A 20,585-nucleotide genomic window follows, 5' to 3' on the forward strand; every position below is an offset into this window, starting at 1 on the left:
TTTGGTTATAAGTGGGTTTTGGCCACTTTAGCCGAAGCACTGTTTGGGTGCTCGGTTACGACTTGTTGGTAATATTTCTTAGCTTGCGTCGCGTTGTTGTTGCGCGCTGCTATGTCACCAAGCTTAACCAGTGCATCTGCTCGCTTGTTTGAGTCTTTGTACGACACAACAGCAGAGAAGCTCTTCACGGCTTCTTTATCTTGCTTCTTAGCGAAATAAAGCTGACCTAACCAGTAATGTGAGTTAGGTGTGAAGGTAGAATCTGGGAAGTCTTTTTGAAACTTTTGGAATGCAGCGATAGCACCCGTGTAGTCTCGTTGCTTTAGAATCATATCTACAGCATTTTGATAAGCAGTTTGCTCATCCACATCAGTACTGAACGTACCAGAAGCGTCTTTAGAGCCTTCGCTCGCCGCCACTGCTACCGTTGCTGTTCCTGCTGCTTTCACCTCGCCTCTTACGCGATCCAGTTCAATGAACAGTTCACGCTGACGCTCTAGCATTTGCTTCATATCGTAGCTGTTTCGTTCCAGATCACCACGAAGTTCACTGATCTCCAGTGCCATGTCGTCGATTTGCTGTTGCATTTGAAGCTGAACGAGATTGCGATTTTGAAGCAGGCGCTCTAAACGCTCAATATCTGATTCGTTAGATGCTGATCGAGAGGAAGATGATGAATTGGTTGCGGTGCTATTGAGATCGGATACTGGAGCTGGTGCAGCGAACGCGGTGTTCGCTGCACTTGCCAGTAACGAAAGCAAAATGACTCGCTTTGTGTTACTGAACATGAGGCAATTCCTCAATTATATAGTCTACTAAAATTAGTAAACTAGTACTGCGCGACGGTTTTTAGCGTACACATCTTCAGATTGACCTAGAAGAAGTGGCTTCTCTTCACCGTAGCTTACGATAGAGATTTGGTCAGCTTGAACACCTAGAGCTTGTAGGTATTTCGCTACAGCTTGTGCACGACGCTCGCCAAGTGCGATGTTGTACTCAGGAGTACCGCGCTCATCAGCGTGACCTTCGATAGTAACGTTCATGTCAACGTTCTTAACTAGGTATGCTGCGTGAGCTGCTAGCATTTCTTCGTAATCGCCAGCGATAGTAGAGTTATCGAATGCGAAGTAGATTGTTTGAGTTTCACGTAGCGCTTGCTCTTTAAGCTCTTGTTCAGACAGTTGACCGTTAGCGTCAATTGGCGTTACAACAGTTGTGTCTACATTGCCTTCTGAACCTGAAGTTGTTTGGTTGCTTTCAGTACCAGATGTTGCAGATGTTGCTTCATCAGTTGAGCTACATGCCGTTACTGCCATCACTGGTAGTGCAATCATCAAGCCTTTAAGAACTTTGTTAAGTTGCATCTTTTTTTCCTTACGTTATCAAACTTAGTTTCTACAGCGACTAAGAGTGCTATAGATAGTTAAATGCCACAATAGTTAACACTATCAATAGCTAAAAGAATATGTAATTTTCCCTAGAGGAACGGTGACCATGCGGGCGCTCTTACGCGTCCGTTAGTTGCCGGTAATCTAGCTTTAAAACGTCCATCGATAGAAACCATCGATAGTACATTTGTTTTGTTGTAAATAGAGCTATAGATAACCATACCTCCATTCGGTGCAATACTTGGAGACTCATCTAACAATGTTTTTGTTAGTACCTGAACCGCACCGGTTTCCAAATCTTGCTTAGCCAAGTTAAAACCTGAGTTGCTGCGATTCACCATGATCATGAATCGACCATCAGGAGTGATCTGGCCACCTAAGTTTTGGCTACCTTGCCAAGTAATACGAGAAGTCGAATTATTGGACAAATTTACATTATAAATCTGTGGTTTACCACCACGATCCGATGTGAAAATAAGAGACTTGCCATCTGGGTGCCAGAATGGTTCAGTATTATTCGAACGGCCGCGGGTAATTTGAGTCAGCTTACGGCTAGCAAGGTCAAGTGTGTACACCTGAAGGCTGCCCGTTTTCGACAATACCAATGCCAATGTTTTACCATCTGGCGAGAATCTTGGCGCACCATTGTGACGAGGGTATGACGTCACTTTCTCACGTTCACCCGTGTAAATATTCATGATGAATATTTCAGCTTGGCCATTCTGGAAGCTCACATAAGCTAGCTTTTTGCCGTCTGGTGACCATGCTGGAGACATGAGAGGCTGCTTAGAACGAAGTACTAAACGCTCGTTAAAGCCATCGTAGTCAGCAACACGAAGTTGATACGGGTACTTGTCTTTATCGTTCACTACCACGTAAGAGATACGAGTTAAGAACGCGCCTTTCTCACCAGTTAGCTCTTCATACACTAGGTCTGAGATACGGTGTGCGTACTCTCTCAAGCGATTACCAGGAACCGTAGCCTTCTTATTGAATAGAACGTGATCTTTAGAAAGCACTAATTGGCCTTCATCACTCAGCGCACGACTTTGTCCTTTGGTCAGTTGACCACGAACAATGTCGATCAATTGGTAATTCACCACATACTGCCCTTCGGCATTTTTAGTGATACTACCGGTAAGCAATGAGTCAACACCTAGGTTAGTCCAAGCATCAAAGTTAACCTCAGTTTCGCTGTAAGGCGTTTGAGGCATTTTGCTTGTCGCAACTGGGCTGAATTTACCACTGCGCTGTAAGTCAGAAGCGATAACCGCTGATACATCGTGTGGCAATGGCTCTGAGCCTTCCCAACGGAAAGGTACAATAGCGATAGGTCTTGCAGAGTTAATACCGTCTGTAATGACAAGCTCTAGAGCTGCATTTGCGACTTGAACACCGCTAAACAGTAAAATACTCAGAGTTAATAATAGTTTTTTAAACACACTACATTCCTTTATAGCTCAACGGTTAAATTGATGTCTTTCAGTTTGTCAACGATTGCAGGGTCAGACGGCAATGGAAATGTTCCCGTTTGAGCAACTGCGCGTTTACTTGCTTCACAAAGGCGACTATCTCCACTCAAAACACTTACGCTTTTAACGATAGCACTTGAACCTGTAGCAAGTAGACGTAAATTAACTCTACATGATTTACCTGAGAAGCTATCTTCAACACGTAAATTGCCTTGTATCATTTGTTTGTAGATTTCACCGTAACGCTGTGCTTCATCAGTAATAAATTGCTGTCTTGCTGAAGAGTTTTGAGTCGCTTCCGTTTCAAGCCCAGCAAAGATATCGTTCAATGCGGCTTCTTGTTGTTTACGCTCTTTTTCTGCTTTTGCTGCAGCTTCTTTTGCCTTACGGGCTTTCTCTGCTGCGGCTGCCGCTTCTTTCTCTTTCGCTATGCGTTGCTTTTCCGCGAGTTCAGCGGCTTCTTTCTCTTTACGAGCTTTGTCTGCTGCCTCTTTCGCTGCTTTTTCTTTTGCCACGCGTTCTTGTTCAGCTTTTGCGATTGCCGCTTCTTTGGCTTTACGCTCGTTCTCGGCTTTCACTAACGCAGCTTCTTTTAGCTTACGGTCAGCTTCGGCTTTAGCGGCTTTCTTTTGCTCTTGCTGTAAACGCGCTTCTTCAGCTTTGCGTTGTTTCTCTTTCTCAACTCGACGCTTTTCAGCTTCACGAGTTGCTTTAGCTTCTTTCGCTTGCTGTTCTTTTAGCTTGCGAATATTTTCTTCTTCAGCTTTACGATTCTTTTCAAGTCGTTCGCTTTCACGTCTTAGTTTGTCAAGACGCTCTTGCTCTTTCTTGCTTGCCGCTTCTCTTTGTTGACGAATCTGTTGAGCTTGCTGGCGAACCAACTGAGGATCAATCACCACTGCTTGAACCATCTGCCCTGTAGGCTTTGGCTCTGACATCGTGAAATCCGCCCCCCAAATGAGCGCAACGAATAAAATGACGTGCAGCCCAAGAGAAATAAGAAGCGGTGATCTGAAATTATTGGATTTTTTATTATTCGCTTTCATGAATGCTACGGAGCTATTCCCTTATATCCGTTAAAAGGCCAACCTTTGGCACACCTGCACGGCTTAATTCATCAAGTAATAAAACCACTTCAGCGTATGGCGTTGCGGCATCACCACCAACCGCCACTGGAGAGTTTGGCTTCAGAGACAACTCGGCTTTCACACGGACGATAATATCTTCCATTGATAAGCCACGCTGTACTTCTTCGTCATTAACGCTCAAGCCAAGTTCACCGTCTTTGTTCACTTCAACGATGATGAAACTTGCATTGTCGTCACCCAGTAGGTCTTGTGCCGATTTAGCCGTTGAAGCCTGAGGCAATTCAACGTCAACGCCTTGAGTAACAAACGGCGAAGTCACCATAAAAATGATCAACAAAACAAGCATAACGTCGATGTAAGGTACAACGTTAATCTCTGCTGTCATTTTGCGTTTTTTAGGTTGGTATCCAGCCATCTATTATTCCCTGCCAGCCATCGCTTGACGGTGAAGAATACTGTGAAACTCTTCAGAGAAAGTCGCGTAGTTGTGTTCTAGCTTGCCTACTCGGCTGCTGAAGCGGTTGTACGCCATTACCGCTGGAATCGCAGCGAATAGACCCATTGCTGTTGCGATCAGTGCTTCTGCAATACCAGGAGCAACCATTGCGAGCGTCGCTTGCTTCACTTCACCTAATGCGATGAATGAGTGCATGATGCCCCAAACCGTACCAAATAGGCCGATGTATGGGCTGATAGAGCCAACGGTCGCCAAGAAAGGTAAGTTAGTTTCTAGTTCATCAACCTCACGAGCAACGGCAACGCGCATCGCACGGCCAGTGCCTTCCATAATGAAGTCAGGTGATGTTGCATTCGATTTACGAAGGCGAGCGAACTCAGTAAAGCCTGCGTAGAAAATTTCTTCAGTACCAGAAAGCTCGTCTTTGCGTTTGTTGCTCTCTTGGTACAGTTTTGCAAGATCAACGCCTGACCAAAATTTGTCTTCAAACACTTCTGTTTGTTTAGAAGCTTGAGATAACACTTTACTTCTTTTTATGATCATCGCCCAAGAAACAACAGACATGCCCATAAGAGTCAGCATGACCATCTTAACTAGTAAACTAGCTTCTAAAATTAGGCCTAAGATTGAGATTTCAGCAGTCACTATTCGTTAGCTCCGTGAGAATAAATGTTGGCATTGCTTTGGGTTTCATTTTTTGATTATCGATACATGCTACCTTAACCATTGCTTTACACAATGCCTTGCCATCAGGATTTACGATCTCTTGACAGAAGACCAAGGTAGCTCGCTTCAACTCGTAAATATTTGTAATGACTTGTAAAGAATCATCAAGACGCGCGCCTTGAATAAAATCAATGTCCATATGTCGGACTACAAAACCGATGTTTTGTTCTAACAATACTTGCTGAGAAACGCCAATTGAGCGCAACATCTCAGTTCGAGCGCGTTCGAAAAACTTAAGATAGTTTGAATGGTATACAACGCCACCCGCATCGGTGTCTTCGTAATACACAGTCACTGGCCACGTAAATAGCTTAGATAATCCCTGCAATTTGCTACCACAATCCAAAACGATAAAGATCTCACTATAACCTAACTCCTTATCATTAATAGTATATCGCTGTGAATTTTTTGATTTGAGAGACGAAAAAAAAGGCCATCTGTATAAGATGACCTCTTTTTGGCTGAAAACCCAACAAGTATAAAGGCTCACGTTGTTATGAACCTAAATCCTTTGCCTTTTATAGAAGGCGCAGCGTCGTTAGGTAGAGCAAAATTGTGAGTGAAACATATGGGCTAAACAGTAGCTGCCACATCCAAGCTCTTGGCTTAAATCCGATACCGTAAACCATGCTTGAGCATACTGCCCAAATGAACATTGGCCCGATGATCGCGTTAAAGCCACCGATGCTTGTCGCATACGCTTCAGGATCCCACATCACTAAACCCACATGCATGAAACCCAATACTAGGGCTAAGGCTCTAAGCAGAGTCTTATCCATTGGTTGATGCAGCTTAGCGATTTGCTCTGCGAGATTACTCACTGTCTTTGTCCATCATTTCTGAATGCTCTAGCCATAGAGCATTGATGATGCCGAATGCACATGCTAGAAGTACACCCAAAATCCATGCGAAATACCACATAAAATTTCTCCTAAGTTATTTAACTTCTAGCTTAGTAAGCTGAAACGTCGTTATCTTCGATGTGTTTCTTATCTAGACGACCGAACATTTTGTAGTATGTCCAAGTTGTGTAGCCAAGAATCACAGGAACCATTACCGCCGCAACGACAGTCATAAGACCAAGCGTTAGCTCACTCGCTGTTGAATCCCACATAGTCAAGCTTTGGTTAGGGTTCAGGCTTGATGGCATTACGAATGGGAACATTGCAAAACCAGCCGTTAGAATAACACCAGCGTTCGATAGGCTTGAGAACAAGAATGCGAAACCACCACGCTCAAAGCGAGATGCAATCACAGCAAGCAGTGGCATTGCTACACCAAGGATCGGCGCAGCCCACATTGCTGGATAAGTTTCGAAGTTTGTCATCCAAGCACCCACTTGAAGTGATACTTCTTTGTTTAGTGGGTTTGAGTCAGCAAACGTATCGATAGTGCTCGTAATTACATAGCCTTCGATAGATTGAACCCAGAAACCACCAATAACGAATAGAGCAATAGCAATTAGGCCAGTGATCTGAGCAACGTTACGAGCACGAGCGTGCAGCGCTTCTGTTGTCTTCATTTGAAGCCATGTTGCACCTTGCATCACGAACAACATCAGAGCCAACACACCACAAAGCAATGCAAATGGGTTAAGCAGAGCGAAGAACGTACCATGGTACTTAGACATCATAAATTCGTTCAGTTCAAATGGAACACCTTGTAGTAGGTTACCAAATGCCACACCGAAAATGATTGGTGGTACTGCGCCACTAAAGCAAAGTGCGTAGTCCCAAGTTTTGCGCCATTTTGGATCTTCGATCTTTGAACGGTAGTCAAGAGCAAGTGGACGTAACCAAAGTGCAGCTAGCGTTACGTACATTGCGAAGTAAAAACCAGAGAAAGACGTCGCGTAAACCAGTGGCCATGCAGCAAACAATGCACCACCCGCAGTGATAAGCCAAACTTGGTTACCATCCCAGTGAGGGGCAATCGTGTTTAGCATAATACGACGTTCAGTGTCGCTCTTACCGATAACAGGTGACAGAGCGGCAACACCCATATCAAAGCCATCAGTTACGGCGAAACCAACCAGTAGAACACCGATCAATACCCACCAAATAAGTCGTAAGCTTTCGTAATCAAACATAATATTCCCTCACTTATACTTCAACTGAACGGCTAACTTTGTCTTCAACAGAGTTATCGTTTTGTTCGAAGTGGTAACGGCCTGTCTTCAAGCTACTTGGACCTTTACGTGCGAATTTCAGCATTAGGTAAACTTCAGCAATCAAGAACACTGTGTAAAGTGCCAGGATAGCGAATAGAGAAGTCCAAAGCTGTTCAATAGTCAGTGCTGATGCAGCAACGTTAACCGGTAGGATTTCACCAACCGCCCATGGTTGACGACCAAACTCAGCAACGAACCAACCTGCTTCAATCGCAATCCAAGGAAGTGGGATTGAGAATAGCGCAGCTTTAAGTACCCATGGTTTCTGTTCGATTTTCTGACGACACGTTTGAACAAACGCAGCACCGAATACAAACAGCATGATGAAGCCACAAGCAACCATCAGACGGAATGACCAGAATAGAGGCCAAACTGTTGGGATAGAATCATCCGCAGCCATTTGGATTTGGTCTTCAGTTGCATCAACAACGTCGTCTGTGTAGCGCTTAAGAAGCAAGCCGTAACCTAGGTCACCTTTCACTTCGTCGAACGCAGCCATGTTTTCTTCAGACTTATCGCCTGCACGTAGCTTTTCAAGCAGCTCGTACGCGTACATACCAGTACGGATACGATCAACGTGGTCATCACGTAGGTCACGTAGGCCCGTTACTTCAGTATCAAGCGAACGCGTTGCGATGATACCCATTACGTAAGGAATTTTAATTGCGTAGTCAGTATTCATTGTCTCTTGGTTCGGAATACCAAAAACAGTAAATGCTGCTGGTGCTTCTTCAGTGTGCCATTCCGCTTCTACAGCAGCGAGCTTCACTTTTTGAACTTCACCAAGCTCGTAACCAGATTCATCACCTAGTACGATTACTGACAAGATCGCCGCCATACCGAAAGACGCTGCAATCGCGAAAGAACGACGAGCAAAGGCAAGGTCACGACCTTTAAGAATGTAGTATGAGCTGATACCAAGGATGAACATTGCACCCGTTGTGTAACCAGACGCTACTGTGTGTACGAATTTAACTTGTGCTACTGGGTTTAGTACAACTTCAGCGAAGCTCACCATTTCCATACGCATAGTTTCAAAGTTAAATTCCGCACCCACTGGGTTTTGCATCCAGCCGTTTGCTACCAAGATCCAAAGCGCAGAGAAGTTAGAGCCAAGTGCTACTAACCAAGTTACCGCTAAGTGCTGACGCTTTGACAGTCTGTCCCAACCGAAGAAGAATAGGCCAACAAAAGTAGACTCTAGGAAGAATGCAACAAGCGCTTCGATAGCTAGCGGAGCACCAAAAATGTCGCCAACATAGTGAGAATAGTAAGACCAGTTAGTACCAAACTGGAACTCCATGGTTAAGCCTGTCGCTACACCAAGAGCAAAGTTAATACCAAACAATTTACCCCAGAACTTGGTCATGTCCTTGTAAATTTGCTTGCCAGTCATTACATAAACTGACTCCATAATGGCAAGTAGAAATGCCATACCTAAAGTCAGTGGAACAAATAGGAAGTGATACATCGCTGTAAATGCAAACTGCAATCGCGACAGATCAACAACATCAATCATGGTAACTCCTTTGTGTCGGCTGAATGACACTTGTGTGATTATTCACCGCAAAAATCCATGTTAAAACAATTTATGCAATTGTTATTACAAGTTGAAATTTGTAGCAAAAACGTACCGTTATAGTTAGATTATTGTTAAGCATGAGCTAATATAGCTGGCGCTAATATTACTGGTAAAATCAGTATGTTTCAAAAGGTTTATGGGAGAACCCTGCGTTGATTTGTATCAAATTTATTCGAGCAAATTAGAGTTATTTTTGTACAATTATGATTAAAATCACACCAATTATGCTTGTCTTAATAACAGCGCATGATATCTGTGACAAATGCTCAGCACCGCCTCAACATCCGAATTACAACTACCTATAAAGTATTAACAAAAAATATGACAACTTATTTCATTTCCTGTTATCTAAATCAAACCTGAAATCAAAGTTTCCATTTTTGAAGCTCCCTTTTCGATCTTTTTATCGACTCGCTCAAAGAGTTGTTATTCAGTAAAAAGCAAAAAAACCCAGCGCTTATGCAACTGGGATCTTTAAAAATGAATAATTTAACGATTGGAGGGTTTATCTATTCCAAAGTGTAAATACGCTCTGTCGGTCGCGATTCGACCTCTTGGCGTCCTTTGTAGGTAACCTTGTTGAATCAAGTAAGGTTCTAACACATCTTCAATAGTGTCTCTCTCTTCACCAATCGCGGCAGCCATGTTGTCGATACCTACCGGACCACCACCAAACTTCTCCATAATCGCCAGCAGAAGCTTTCTATCCATGTAGTCGAAACCTTTAGCATCGACATCCAACATGTTTAGCGCTTTGTCAGCAACCTCCGGACAAATATGCCCGTCGCCTTTTACTTCCGCATAATCACGAACACGGCGCAGTAGACGGTTAGCAATACGTGGCGTACCACGAGCTCGGCGAGCAACTTCTAGCGCCCCTTCGGACTCCATAGAAAGACCAAGGCAATCTGCACTGCGCTGAACGATGTTTTGTAGATCTTCAACCTTGTAGTACTCAAGACGCTGAGTAATACCAAAACGGTCACGTAACGGCGATGTCAGTGAGCCAGCACGAGTGGTTGCGCCAATCAAAGTAAAAGGAGGAAGGTCAATCTTGATAGAGCGTGCCGCTGGGCCTTCACCAATCATGATATCTAATTGGTAGTCTTCCATTGCAGGGTACAACACCTCTTCAACCACAGGGCTTAAACGGTGAATCTCATCAATGAACAGGACATCATTTTCTTCGAGATTGGTCAGTAACGCCGCTAGGTCGCCTGCTTTTTCTAGAACAGGGCCTGAAGTCGTACGAATGTTGACATCCATCTCATTGGCAACAATGTTCGCCAACGTGGTTTTACCCAAGCCTGGAGGGCCAAATATCAACAGATGGTCGAGCGCCTCGTTACGCAGTTGTGCCGCTTTGATGAAAATCTCCATCTGGCCACGAACGTGATCCTGACCTTGATAGTCAGCCAGTGCTTTAGGGCGTATTGCACGATCAATGACATCTTCATCTTTGAATACTGGGTTATCCGGTGCAATAAGGCGATCGGCTTCAATCATAAATTCTGCTATTCCTAACTATGCTCTTGTTGACTCTGCGCTTCTTGACTCTGTGTAAAGGCAAAGTGAATGAGTCTATTTTGTCGAACAAGTATATTGGGTATTAAACCATCGATTTCAGAGCTTCGCGAATCAACTGTTCGCTGGTCATGCCATCTTTAGCCACTTGAGAAACCACCTTGGAAGCTTGAGTCGGCTTGTAGCCTAATGCAAGTAGCGCACTTACCGCTTCTTCTTCCGCGTCGTGAACGGTTGGCATAGAATCAATCGGAGCTGCATCTGTCGCTGGAGTAAACAAGTCACCCGCGCCCCACCCTTTCAGGCGGTCTTTCATTTCAACAACCAGACGTTCAGCGGTTTTCTTACCCACACCCGGAAGTTTAACCAGCGTCGAGATGTCTTCACGTTCAACACTTTGAACAAACTGGCTAGCCGTCATGCCTGAAAGAATGCCAAGGCCTAGCTTAGGGCCCACACCGTTCGCTTTGATCACTTCACGGAACAGCGCACGCTCTTTAACCGTGTTAAAACCATAAAGTAGCTGCGCATCTTCACGTACAACAAAGTGCGTGTAGATGATTGCCTCTTCGCCCACGTTTGGTAATTCGTAAAAACAGCTCATTGGCATTTGAACTTCATAGCCAACGCCACTCAATTCGATTAGTAATTCTGGTGGCTGTTTTTCTATTAATGTACCGCGTAGACGTCCGATCACAATTCACTCTCTTGATGGAATATAATTTGAGGGACAGAATATAAAAGAACTGGATGCTTATCCAGTTCTTTGTGTTTATTGGGATGATTTATTTAAGCTTGCTTAGCTTGAGAAACCGAATGATTCTGGCTTCAGAAACGCCATAGCCTAGGTTATCGGTAGCGCCCTTTTCTCGCGCCTGTTGCTTTACCCGCAAGCGCTATCAAAGTTTTATTGGTGTTGGCGTGAGTGATCGCTACGCCTAGAGCATCGGCAGCATCGGCCTGTGGTTTAGCGGGTAACTTAAGCATGCTCATCACCATGTTCTGAACCATCGACTTATCTGCACCACCATTACCTGTCACCGCTTGTTTGATTAGACGAGCCGCATATTCATGAACGGGGAGATCAGCATTTACCGCTGCCACTATCGCACTGCCACGCGCTTGTCCCAGCTTAAGTGCAGAATCCGCATTCTTCGCCATGAAGACCTGTTCTATCGCAAACACATCCGGTTGAAACTGAGTGATGATTTCGCTCACACCGGCGTAGATTTGTTTGAGTCGGCCCGGCAGTTCTTTTTCAGAGGTGCGAATACAACCGCTACCTAAGTAATATAGATGGCGACCATTTTGACGAATCACGCCATAGCCGGTAATACGCGAGCCAGGGTCAATTCCTAAGATAATAGACATAACTTCAATACTGATTATTTATACATGCTTTATGAGCTTAGTATATCGAACGCAAAAAAAAATGCCCGTCAAATTAACGGGCATTCTCTAATTTACTGGCAAGTCTTGGCTAATTAATTGAGAGCTCTCTATCAACTAGGATCTCTTCATCAACAAGAAAAGATAACAGGCTTACGCTTGCTCTTTTTTCTCTGCCAATTTAACTGCGATTGCTAGCTCTTCCAGTGATGCTGGGTTCGCTAGGCTTGGCGCGTCTGTCAGTAGACATGCTGCAGCTGTTGTTTTCGGAAATGCGATAACGTCACGGATGTTCTCTGTACCACAAAGCAGCATTGCTAGACGGTCAAGACCGAATGCTAGACCAGCGTGCGGTGGCGTGCCGTACTTAAGCGCTTCAAGTAGGAAGCCGAACTTCTCTTGTTGCTCTTGTGCTTCGATACCTAGGATACCAAATACCGCTGTTTGCATTTCTGCGTTGTGGATACGTACAGAACCGCCGCCTACTTCGTAGCCGTTGATTACCATGTCGTATGCATCAGAATTTGCTGCTGCTGGGTTCGCTTTTAGCTCTTCCGCGTTCACACCTAGTGGTGATGTGAATGGGTGGTGCATTGCGTGTAGGTTACCTTCGCCGTCTTCTTCGAACATTGGGAAGTCAACAACCCACAGTGGAGCCCATGCAGATGTGTCTGTTAGCTCTAGATCCGTACCTAGTTTAAGACGAAGTGCGCCCATTGCTTCAGCAACGATGCCCGCTTTGTCTGCGCCGAACAGAATGATATCGCCAGATTCAGCTTGAGTACGATCTAGAATACCGTTGATTACGTCTTCGCTTAGGAATTTAGCAACTGGAGATTGAATACCTTCCATGCCTGCAGCACGGTCGTTAACCTTCATCCAAGCTAGGCCTTTCGCGCCGTAGATGTTTACGTGTTCAGCGTAGCCGTCGATTTGCTTACGAGTTAGCTTAGCACCACCTGGAACACGGATAACTGCTACGCGACCTTTTTCGTCGTTAGCTGGGCCAGAGAATACCTTGAATTCAACATCTTTAACCAAGTCAGCAACGTCCACTAGCTCTAGTGGGTTACGTAGATCTGGCTTATCAGAACCGAAACGACGAATCGCTTCAGAGAAAGGCATTACTGGGAATTGACCTAGTTCAACATCTAGAAGTTCTTTCCACATATCGTGAACAAGCTTCTCAGTCACGTTACGTACTTCTTGAGAAGTCATGAAAGATGTTTCGATATCGATTTGAGTAAATTCAGGCTGACGGTCAGCACGTAAATCTTCATCACGGAAACATTTAACGATTTGGTAGTAACGGTCAAAACCAGACATCATCAGCAGTTGCTTGAACAGCTGAGGAGATTGAGGAAGTGCGTAGAAGCTACCTTTGTGAACACGGCTTGGTACTAGGTAGTCACGAGCACCTTCTGGTGTCGCTTTCGTTAGTACTGGCGTTTCGATGTCTAGGAATAAGTTCTCATCTAGGAAACGACGAACGAAGCTAGAAGCACGTGCACGAAGCTTAATACGGTCGCTCATTTCTGGACGACGAAGATCGATGTAACGGTACTTAAGACGCTGCTCTTCAGAGTTCGTTTGGTTGAAGTCTAGTGGAAGCGCTTCTGAACGGTTAATGATCTCTAGACCCGTCGCGTAAAGTTCTACTTCACCAGTAGCCATGTCTTTATTTACTTGGCTGTCCGGACGAACTCGTACTTCACCAGTAAACTTGATACAGAATTCATTACGCAGTTGGTTAGCGATCGGGAAGATATCTTTCATATCTGGATCGACAACAACCTGAACGATGCCTTCACGATCACGCATATCAATAAAGATAAGACCGCCTAAATCACGGCGACGGTTTACCCAGCCGCACAATTCTACAGTTTGTCCCGCCAGGGACTTGTTCAGGTTACCACAGTAATGGGTACGCATAATGAATTTCCCAATCTCTTAATTATTTACTAATTTCCAAGCTGTCAGTGGTCATTCCACACAACAGAGCAAAGGAACATTTATACGCGGAAACTCGCTTAAAATCGACCTTCCACATTCGAATTTATTGTGTTTTATCTGGCTTTGCTGCTTTTTAGCCCATCAAGTGCGCAAAGATTCATCAAAACCGAAAAAATTGCGATAATTATATCTCGAAAGTACCTTAATCAGCAAAACTCTCGTAAAGTAGATTTTCGTTTCAACCCAAAAACTTTTTGTAATGACTGATGGCGTGATGGATAACGGTGTAATAGATGGATAATCGTGTAATAACAACAGAAACTTTACCTCTAAGACTTGGATTAACTATGTGGTCTCATTCTGAGTGGCAAAGTCAGTTCTACGGTAAAGGCACCAAGCCTGCCGAACGCTTGGAAAAATACACCCAAGTTTTCCATACCGTTGAGGGCAACACCACCTTTTACGCTACGCCAAGTATGTCTACCGTTCACAATTGGAAAGCCGCCAGTCACGATGATTTCAAGTTCACCTTCAAATTGCCCAAATTCATCACCCACCAGCAACAACTGAGACACTGCCAAGCCGAACTCAAAGGGTTCTTGATGACGATGTCGCCACTGCATGACCGTATTGGTCAATGGACGATTCAGCTGCCGCACAGTTTTGAGCCCAGCATGCTGCCTGCCCTACAAAAGTTTTGCACCTTATTCCCAAAAGATATGCAGCTTGGCGTCGAAGTTCGACACTTAGGTTTCTTTGATAAGGGCGATGCGGAAAAACGCTTCAACCAATGGCTGGTTGAGGAAGGCATCAATCGCATCATTATGGACAGCCGCCCCGTTTTCTCTGCGCCACCCACCACAGAAGCGGTGATCGATGCGCATCAGAAAAAACCGCGTGTTCCTGTTCATGCAATTGCTACCGCCAATAACCCGATGATTCGATTTATTGGTCACCCAGACCAAGAACCTAATATTGAGTTTTTTAAGCCTTGGTTTGCCAAAATCCCAAACTGGCTTAATGAAGGCAAGCAGCCCTATTTAATGATCCACACCCCAGACAATAACCACGCACCTGAACTTGCGATTGCTATTTATAAGAGGCTACAAAAGCAAGTCTCTGAAAATACTTCATTATTACTGCCCGAACTGGCTCAGTTTCCAGCTCAAAAAGGCAATCACCAAATCTCGATGTTTTAACCTCTCACTTGTAAGTAGCTTCGAACCTTGAGCTAAATCTCAGTTTTCGTGACAGTGGCGTTTTTTTTACGTAAAATACGCCCCCTTTTATTTGGTACGAATTTTGTGCCAATTACGCTGACTGTCGAGAGAAAATGCTATGAGCAACACAGACAATATCTTTTCCGCTCCTATTGATAAAATTGGAGACTTCACCTTTGATGCAAGGGTTGCTGAAGTATTTCCGGATATGATTCAACGTTCGGTGCCTGGCTATAGCAATATCATCTCTGCAATCGGCATGCTGGCTGAGCGCTTTGTAAAGCCACACTCAAATATTTACGACCTTGGCTGCTCGCTTGGTGCTGCGACACTTTCTATGCGTCGTCACATTCAGCAAGAAGGCTGCACGATTTTCGCGATCGATAATTCAGAAGCCATGGTTGAGCGCTGCAAATTGCACGTTAATGCTTACCGCAGTGACACACCGGTAGAAGTGATTGAAGCCGACATCCGTGAAGTGGAAATCAAAGACGCTTCTGTTGTGGTGCTTAACTTTACGCTGCAATTTCTTTCTCCAGACGATCGATACGCTCTGCTTGAGAAAATTCATGCTGGCCTGCGCCCAGGCGGGATCTTAATCCTGTCAGAAAAATACGTATTCGAAGATGAAAGCTCAAATGAACTGCTTATCGACCTGCACCATGATTTCAAACGTGCTAACGGGTACAGCGAGCTAGAAGTAAGTCAGAAACGTAGCGCAATTGAAAACGTGATGCGCCCGGATTCGATCCCTGTTCACAGAGAGCGATTTGATAAGATTGGCTTCTCAAGCAGCGAAGTCTGGTTCCAATGTTTCAACTTTGGTTCAATGTTCGCGATAAAGTAAACATTTTAGATTACGTAACCGTCGCGACACCGTTAGCACGTACTAAAATGTCATCCTCAAGAGCGAGGAACAAACGAATTGGGGATCTCTTATCAAACACGATAAACGAGATTCCCTAGCATGTTTGTCCACACTTTTAATGGAGTGACAAATTTAATTTCTACACCACCAACTCAGTGAAAACCTATGTTTAATTTTGCCAATTTTTATCAACTTATTGCCCAAGATACTCGCCTTCAGCCGTGGCTAAATGTCCTGCCACAGCAACTGACCGATTGGCAAAATGCAGAGCACGGTGACTTTGACCGCTGGCTACGTGCACTAAACAAGATTCCACAAGACGTGCCAGATCAAGTTGACCTGAAAAATTCAGTGACGATTGGTAGTTCTACGCCATACCACACAGGCGAACTGAAAAAGCTAGAAAGCTTATTGAAGACTTTCCACCCGTGGAGAAAAGGTCCTTATACGGTTCACGACATCCATATCGATACAGAGTGGCGCAGTGACTGGAAATGGGATCGTGTGCTTCCACATATATCTCCATTAAAAAACCGTTCGGTTCTCGATGTAGGTTGTGGCAATGGTTACCACATGTGGCGCATGCTGGGTGAAGGTGCTCGCTTAACGGTTGGTATCGATCCTTCCCACCTATTCTTGGTTCAGTTTGAAGCAATTCGTAAGTTGATGGGCGATGACCAACGAGCTCACCTATTACCTCTAGGTATTGAGCAGCTCCCAAAGCTAGAAGCCTACGACACGGTATTCAGCATGGGCGTGCTTTACCATCGTCGTTCACCACTGGACCACTTGATTCAACTGAAAGACCAATTGGTGTCTGGCGGTGAACTGGTTCTTGAAACCTTGGTGATTGAAGGCGATGAGAACGCAGTATTAGTTCCGGTTGACCGTTACGCGCAAATGAGAAACGTCTACTTCTTCCCTTCAGCTCGCGCACTGAAACGCTGGCTAGAACAAGTTGGTTTTGAAGACGTACGAATCGTTGACGAAAATGTCACGACAATTGGTGAACAACGCACCACAGAATGGATGACACACAACTCTCTTCCAGATTACCTCGATCCGAACGATCCAAGTAAAACGGTTGAAGGTCACCCTGCACCGAGACGTGCGATTCTGGTAGCAACAAAGCCATAGATTTACTGCCCACAAAGCAGTGGCATATTGAGTAAATAAAGCACAAGCCTATTAAGGCAGCAAAACAATTGCTTGCATGGTCAAAAAGCCACTGTTAATTTCGCGGTGAACCTTGCTTCCTTAGCTTAATAATTGAACAAAAATTGACTTGTGTTTAATAAGTGAGCTATTCCAAATAGCAATAATTGGCGTAGCGCTCACATTGCGATTCAATATGACCAGACTCTTACAATAGGATGCTTCACGCATCCTTTTTTGTGGGCTAAACTTCTAAATAGTCTGAACTATTCTCTAATTCTCAAAGGTTTTTTTATGTTTAAGCGATTATCGCCTATTGTGGCGGTTGGTTTGCTCTCTGGTTGTACTCTTACAAATGGTGCTACCTACCACCAAGAAACTCTCGACGCTATTTCCCGCTCAGAGACAAACATCGCAAATAAGGTTCAAAATCTTGAACTGCAACTAAGCAATCAAAGTGACTATATTGAAAGCTTAGAAGACGAAATTACTACCCTTTCTAGTCAATTAGATACCCATCTAACGAGCATGGAACACAAGGTTATTGAAGAGCTAGAGGAAGAGGAACCGGTCGCTATTGCCGTTGCTCCTATCGCTCCTATATCACAACCGACTATCCTTGGCGGCATCGAAAAAGTGTTTATCGACTCTATCAAGCAAAGCTTTGATGCTCGTGTTGATACAGGTGCAACCACCTCTTCTTTGAACGCTGTCGATATCAAAGAATTCGAACGTAACGGCAAGAACTGGGTTAAATTTCACCTAGACGACAAAGCCCAAGCTAAAGAAGACCAGAAATGGATTGAAGCGCCTGTTGTACGTTATGTAAAAATCCGTCAATCAACCAATGATCAAGCAGAACGTCGAGCTGTGATCGAATTATGGGTGAAAGTTGGAAAAATCCATGAAAAAGCGCAATTTACATTGGCGGATCGCTCTCAAATGAGTCACCCTGTGTTACTAGGGCGCGAATTTATCAAAGACATAGCGCTAGTAGATGTAAGTAAAAAGTACGTACAAACGGAAGTTAAATAACAATAGTAGGGTAAGCTATGACGTCAAGAATTCCATTTTATATCTCTATATTCCTGCTTATTGTGGCAGGTATAACACTGAGTATGTTCAGACATACGACCTACGGTGTACCTTGGACTCCAGGGGAAACCAGACAGGTTTGGGACGTTGAAGCTCGCATCGAGTTCAACGCAGTAGGCAAAGAAGCAAAAGTTTCCTTAGCGGCTCCTCATACTCAGTCTAACTACACACTTATCGGCGAATCGGCTTCATCGCCAGGTTATGGTATCTCTTACTTGAATACCGAATCAGGTCGCCGCGCAGAGTGGTCTATTCGATACGCAGATGGCCCTCAAACTATCTACTACAAAACACAATTCCTAGTCGACAACCAAGCAAAAGTTGATGCTATACCGCCAGAAGGCGAAGTCGCACAGCCAAGCTTCGACGGCCCTGAAGAAGCCGCTTCTTTTGCATTGATTGATAGAGCGACAAAGCGTTCTGCAGACAACCTCACTTTTACCCGTGAGCTCATCAAAACACTTAACGATCCAGACAGCCAAAACTCAGCGCTTATTCTGAATAACATGACTAAAGTGGAAGCGACACACAAGCTACTTTCAGCAGCAAACATTCACAATAAAGTGGTTGGTGTTATCGAGCTAGAAGATGGACGTCGTCGTCAATCTATCCAGCAAATGAACCAGATCTGGGATAACGACCAATGGGTTTTATTCTCTCCTGAATCAAGCGAACAGCAAGTTCAGCCAAACCTGCTAATTTGGGATGAATCAAATGTATCTCTATTAGACGTGGTTGGCGGTAAGAACAGTAAAGTTCACTTCTCGATGATTGCTCAGGAGGTGACTCCCACTGAAGCAACCAACAGTAAAGTCTCTGCGGATCAACTGTTAAACCTTTCCATTCATAGTCTGCCGCTAGAAGAGCAAGCGATGTTTAAAACCATCATGCTGATTCCTATCGGTGCTCTGATTGTTGTGTTCCTTCGTGTCATCATAGGTCTGAAAACGTCCGGTACCTTCATGCCAGTACTGATTGCGGTAGCCTTTGTGCAAACACAATTGGTAACGGGTATTGTCGGTTTCCTACTTATCGTAGGTACGGGTCTGATTATTCGAAGTTACTTGTCCAAACTCAACTTACTACTGGTCGCCAGGATATCCGCCGTAATCATCACGGTAATCATGATTATTTCTGTATTCACTGTGGTCGCGTTTAAAGTGGGTCTGACTGAAGGTCTATCCATTACGTTCTTCCCTATGATTATCCTATCTTGGACTATCGAACGTATGTCTATCCTATGGGAAGAAGAAGGCGCGAAAGAAGTAATGCTGCAAGGTGGTGGTTCTCTATTCACTGCGGTTCTTGTTTACTTAGGCATGACTAACCCGTTCATTCAGCACTTAACGTTTAACTTTATTGGTTTACAACTTGTTATTCTAGCGACCATCTTGCTACTAGGTAACTACACAGGATACCGTCTAACCGAGCTTCGTCGCTTTAAACCGCTAGCGGAGGACTAAGTTATGTTTGATCAGTTTACTTCACCGTTTAGGTTGAAAGACAAAGGCATAATGGGAATGAACAAGCGTAACCATAGTTATATTGGTCGCTACAATGATCGTTCCAAGTATCCACTCGTTGATGACAAGCTTAAGACTAAAATCATTGCTGAACAGGCTGGCGCTACTGTGCCAAAACTGATTGGCGTTATTGGTCATCAAGCTGAAGTAAAAACAATCCACAAGATGGTAAAAGAGTGGCCGGGTTTCGTAATCAAGCCAGCTCAAGGCAGCGGCGGTAAAGGAATCCTTGTTGTGACTTCTCACAAGGACGGCGTTTACACCAAGCCATCGGGTTCGACTATCAATGAAGAAGACGTAGAGCGCCACATCAGTAACGCTCTCGCGGGTCTTTTCTCACTCGGTGGTAAGAACGATGTTGCTGTAGTTGAAAACCTCATCAAGTTTGACGAGTGTTTTGACGGCTTCAGTTACGAGGGTGTACCAGATGTACGAATCATTGTATTCAAGGGCTACCCTGTAATGGCGATGATGCGTCTATCGACTTCGGCTTCTGATGGTAAAGCTAACTTGCACCAAGGTGCTGTGGGCGTAGGTATTTGTATCGCTACGGGTAAAGCCGTTCGTGCGGTTCAATTTGACCACCCAGTGACTCACCACCCAGATACGGGTAAAGAGTTGGCGCTACTACAAGTACCCCATTGGGAAAAGCTGCTGACACTTGCATCAAGTGCTTGGGAAATGACAGGCCTTGGTTACATGGGTACTGACATGGTTTTAGACCAAGAAGAAGGCCCGATGGTACTGGAGCTAAACGCTCGCCCTGGATTAGCAATACAGATTGCAAACGGCGCAGGTTTATTACCTCGCTTGCATCATATTGAAAACCTGGGCACACCGGCTGAATACCCAAAACCAGCAGAGCGCGTTGCCTACGCTGCTAAGCAATTTGGTGTTCACGGTAGCGAAATTGTTCAAAACTAAGCTCATCTAAATTAAAGCGAAACGACTCAGTTATTGATACTGAATCTAGCT

General features: G+C 44.6%; 21 protein-coding genes. 6 read left to right on the forward strand and 15 right to left on the reverse strand.

Annotated features, from left to right (window positions below):
• Window positions 1–5 precede the first annotated feature (5 nt).
• From ybgF to aspS, 15 genes are all read right to left on the reverse strand, one after another.
• Window positions 6–788, reverse strand: a complete 783-nt coding sequence (gene ybgF, locus AB4583_RS00725; RefSeq protein ID WP_017070006.1) for a tol-pal system protein YbgF — start codon at window positions 786–788, stop codon at window positions 6–8.
• 33 nt (window positions 789–821) lie between these two features.
• Entirely contained in the window at window positions 822–1,364 is a 543-nt protein-coding gene (gene pal / locus AB4583_RS00730) for a peptidoglycan-associated lipoprotein Pal (RefSeq protein ID WP_017062069.1), read from the reverse strand.
• A gap of 113 nt (window positions 1,365–1,477) precedes the next feature.
• Window positions 1,478–2,830: a Tol-Pal system beta propeller repeat protein TolB gene (gene tolB / locus AB4583_RS00735; RefSeq protein ID WP_017070007.1), complete on the reverse strand. Its 1,353-nt coding sequence runs from the start codon at window positions 2,828–2,830 to the stop codon at window positions 1,478–1,480.
• Window positions 2,831–2,841: 11 nt separating this feature from the next.
• A complete protein-coding gene (tolA, locus tag AB4583_RS00740) occupies window positions 2,842–3,906 on the reverse strand; it encodes a cell envelope integrity protein TolA (protein WP_017070008.1) in 1,065 nt (354 codons plus the stop codon).
• Window positions 3,907–3,919: 13 nt separating this feature from the next.
• Window positions 3,920–4,363 carry a protein TolR gene (gene tolR / locus AB4583_RS00745; RefSeq protein ID WP_017062072.1) on the reverse strand — a complete coding sequence of 148 codons (444 nt, stop codon included), beginning with the start codon at window positions 4,361–4,363 and terminating at the stop codon, window positions 3,920–3,922.
• Between the two features lie 3 nt (window positions 4,364–4,366).
• Window positions 4,367–5,050 (reverse strand): protein TolQ, encoded by a 684-nt coding sequence (gene tolQ, locus AB4583_RS00750; protein WP_017062073.1) that lies wholly within the window; start codon window positions 5,048–5,050, stop codon window positions 4,367–4,369.
• The gene (ybgC, locus tag AB4583_RS00755; RefSeq protein WP_017062074.1) at window positions 5,040–5,477 is read right to left on the reverse strand and encodes a tol-pal system-associated acyl-CoA thioesterase; all 438 of its coding nucleotides are present in this window, start codon (window positions 5,475–5,477) and stop codon (window positions 5,040–5,042) included. Before ybgC ends, tolQ begins: the two co-directional genes overlap by 11 nt.
• A 172-nt stretch (window positions 5,478–5,649) precedes the next feature.
• A complete protein-coding gene (ybgE, locus tag AB4583_RS00760) occupies window positions 5,650–5,952 on the reverse strand; it encodes a cyd operon protein YbgE (protein ID WP_017070009.1) in 303 nt (100 codons plus the stop codon).
• Window positions 5,945–6,052 carry a cytochrome bd-I oxidase subunit CydX gene (cydX, locus tag AB4583_RS00765; RefSeq protein WP_000270284.1) on the reverse strand — a complete coding sequence of 36 codons (108 nt, stop codon included), beginning with the start codon at window positions 6,050–6,052 and terminating at the stop codon, window positions 5,945–5,947. The genes ybgE and cydX overlap by 8 nt, the downstream gene beginning before the upstream one ends.
• Window positions 6,053–6,083: 31 nt before the next feature.
• The gene (gene cydB, locus AB4583_RS00770; RefSeq protein ID WP_017062076.1) at window positions 6,084–7,220 is read right to left on the reverse strand and encodes a cytochrome d ubiquinol oxidase subunit II; all 1,137 of its coding nucleotides are present in this window, start codon (window positions 7,218–7,220) and stop codon (window positions 6,084–6,086) included.
• 13 nt (window positions 7,221–7,233) lie between these two features.
• On the reverse strand, window positions 7,234–8,820 hold the full coding sequence (gene cydA / locus AB4583_RS00775) for a cytochrome ubiquinol oxidase subunit I (protein ID WP_017062077.1): 1,587 nt from the start codon (window positions 8,818–8,820) through the stop codon (window positions 7,234–7,236).
• A 552-nt stretch (window positions 8,821–9,372) separates the two neighbouring features.
• Window positions 9,373–10,389: a Holliday junction branch migration DNA helicase RuvB gene (gene ruvB / locus AB4583_RS00780; protein WP_017062078.1), complete on the reverse strand. Its 1,017-nt coding sequence runs from the start codon at window positions 10,387–10,389 to the stop codon at window positions 9,373–9,375.
• Window positions 10,390–10,492: 103 nt separating this feature from the next.
• Window positions 10,493–11,104: a Holliday junction branch migration protein RuvA gene (gene ruvA / locus AB4583_RS00785; protein ID WP_372116036.1), complete on the reverse strand. Its 612-nt coding sequence runs from the start codon at window positions 11,102–11,104 to the stop codon at window positions 10,493–10,495.
• A 152-nt stretch (window positions 11,105–11,256) separates the two neighbouring features.
• The gene (gene ruvC / locus AB4583_RS00790; protein WP_008219936.1) at window positions 11,257–11,778 is read right to left on the reverse strand and encodes a crossover junction endodeoxyribonuclease RuvC; all 522 of its coding nucleotides are present in this window, start codon (window positions 11,776–11,778) and stop codon (window positions 11,257–11,259) included.
• Between the two features lie 171 nt (window positions 11,779–11,949).
• Window positions 11,950–13,728 (reverse strand): aspartate--tRNA ligase, encoded by a 1,779-nt coding sequence (gene aspS, locus AB4583_RS00795; RefSeq protein WP_017062081.1) that lies wholly within the window; start codon window positions 13,726–13,728, stop codon window positions 11,950–11,952.
• 314 nt (window positions 13,729–14,042) lie between these two features.
• On the opposite strand from aspS, the gene AB4583_RS00800 reads away from it, so the two are divergent.
• The 6 genes from AB4583_RS00800 (at window position 14,043) to AB4583_RS00825 (ending at window position 20,534) form a co-directional block, all read left to right on the forward strand.
• Entirely contained in the window at window positions 14,043–14,948 is a 906-nt protein-coding gene (locus AB4583_RS00800) for a DUF72 domain-containing protein (RefSeq protein ID WP_372116037.1), read from the forward strand.
• A gap of 139 nt (window positions 14,949–15,087) precedes the next feature.
• Window positions 15,088–15,816 carry a carboxy-S-adenosyl-L-methionine synthase CmoA gene (gene cmoA / locus AB4583_RS00805; RefSeq protein ID WP_017062083.1) on the forward strand — a complete coding sequence of 243 codons (729 nt, stop codon included), beginning with the start codon at window positions 15,088–15,090 and terminating at the stop codon, window positions 15,814–15,816.
• Window positions 15,817–16,002: 186 nt separating this feature from the next.
• Complete coding sequence (cmoB, locus tag AB4583_RS00810) at window positions 16,003–16,974, forward strand: tRNA 5-methoxyuridine(34)/uridine 5-oxyacetic acid(34) synthase CmoB (RefSeq protein ID WP_017062084.1); 972 nt, start codon at window positions 16,003–16,005, stop codon at window positions 16,972–16,974.
• Between the two features lie 312 nt (window positions 16,975–17,286).
• Window positions 17,287–18,027, forward strand: coding sequence for an ATP-dependent zinc protease (locus tag AB4583_RS00815; RefSeq protein WP_017062085.1), 741 nt, complete (start codon window positions 17,287–17,289; stop codon window positions 18,025–18,027).
• Between the two features lie 17 nt (window positions 18,028–18,044).
• Window positions 18,045–19,550: an inactive transglutaminase family protein gene (locus tag AB4583_RS00820; RefSeq protein ID WP_372051825.1), complete on the forward strand. Its 1,506-nt coding sequence runs from the start codon at window positions 18,045–18,047 to the stop codon at window positions 19,548–19,550.
• A 3-nt stretch (window positions 19,551–19,553) separates the two neighbouring features.
• Window positions 19,554–20,534, forward strand: a complete 981-nt coding sequence (locus AB4583_RS00825; protein ID WP_029235672.1) for an alpha-L-glutamate ligase-like protein — start codon at window positions 19,554–19,556, stop codon at window positions 20,532–20,534.
• Window positions 20,535–20,585: the final 51 nt, after the last annotated feature.

Origin of the sequence: Vibrio sp. 10N.222.49.C12, from assembly GCF_041475025.1 — a bacterium.
GTDB lineage: Bacteria > Pseudomonadota > Gammaproteobacteria > Enterobacterales > Vibrionaceae > Vibrio > Vibrio crassostreae_C.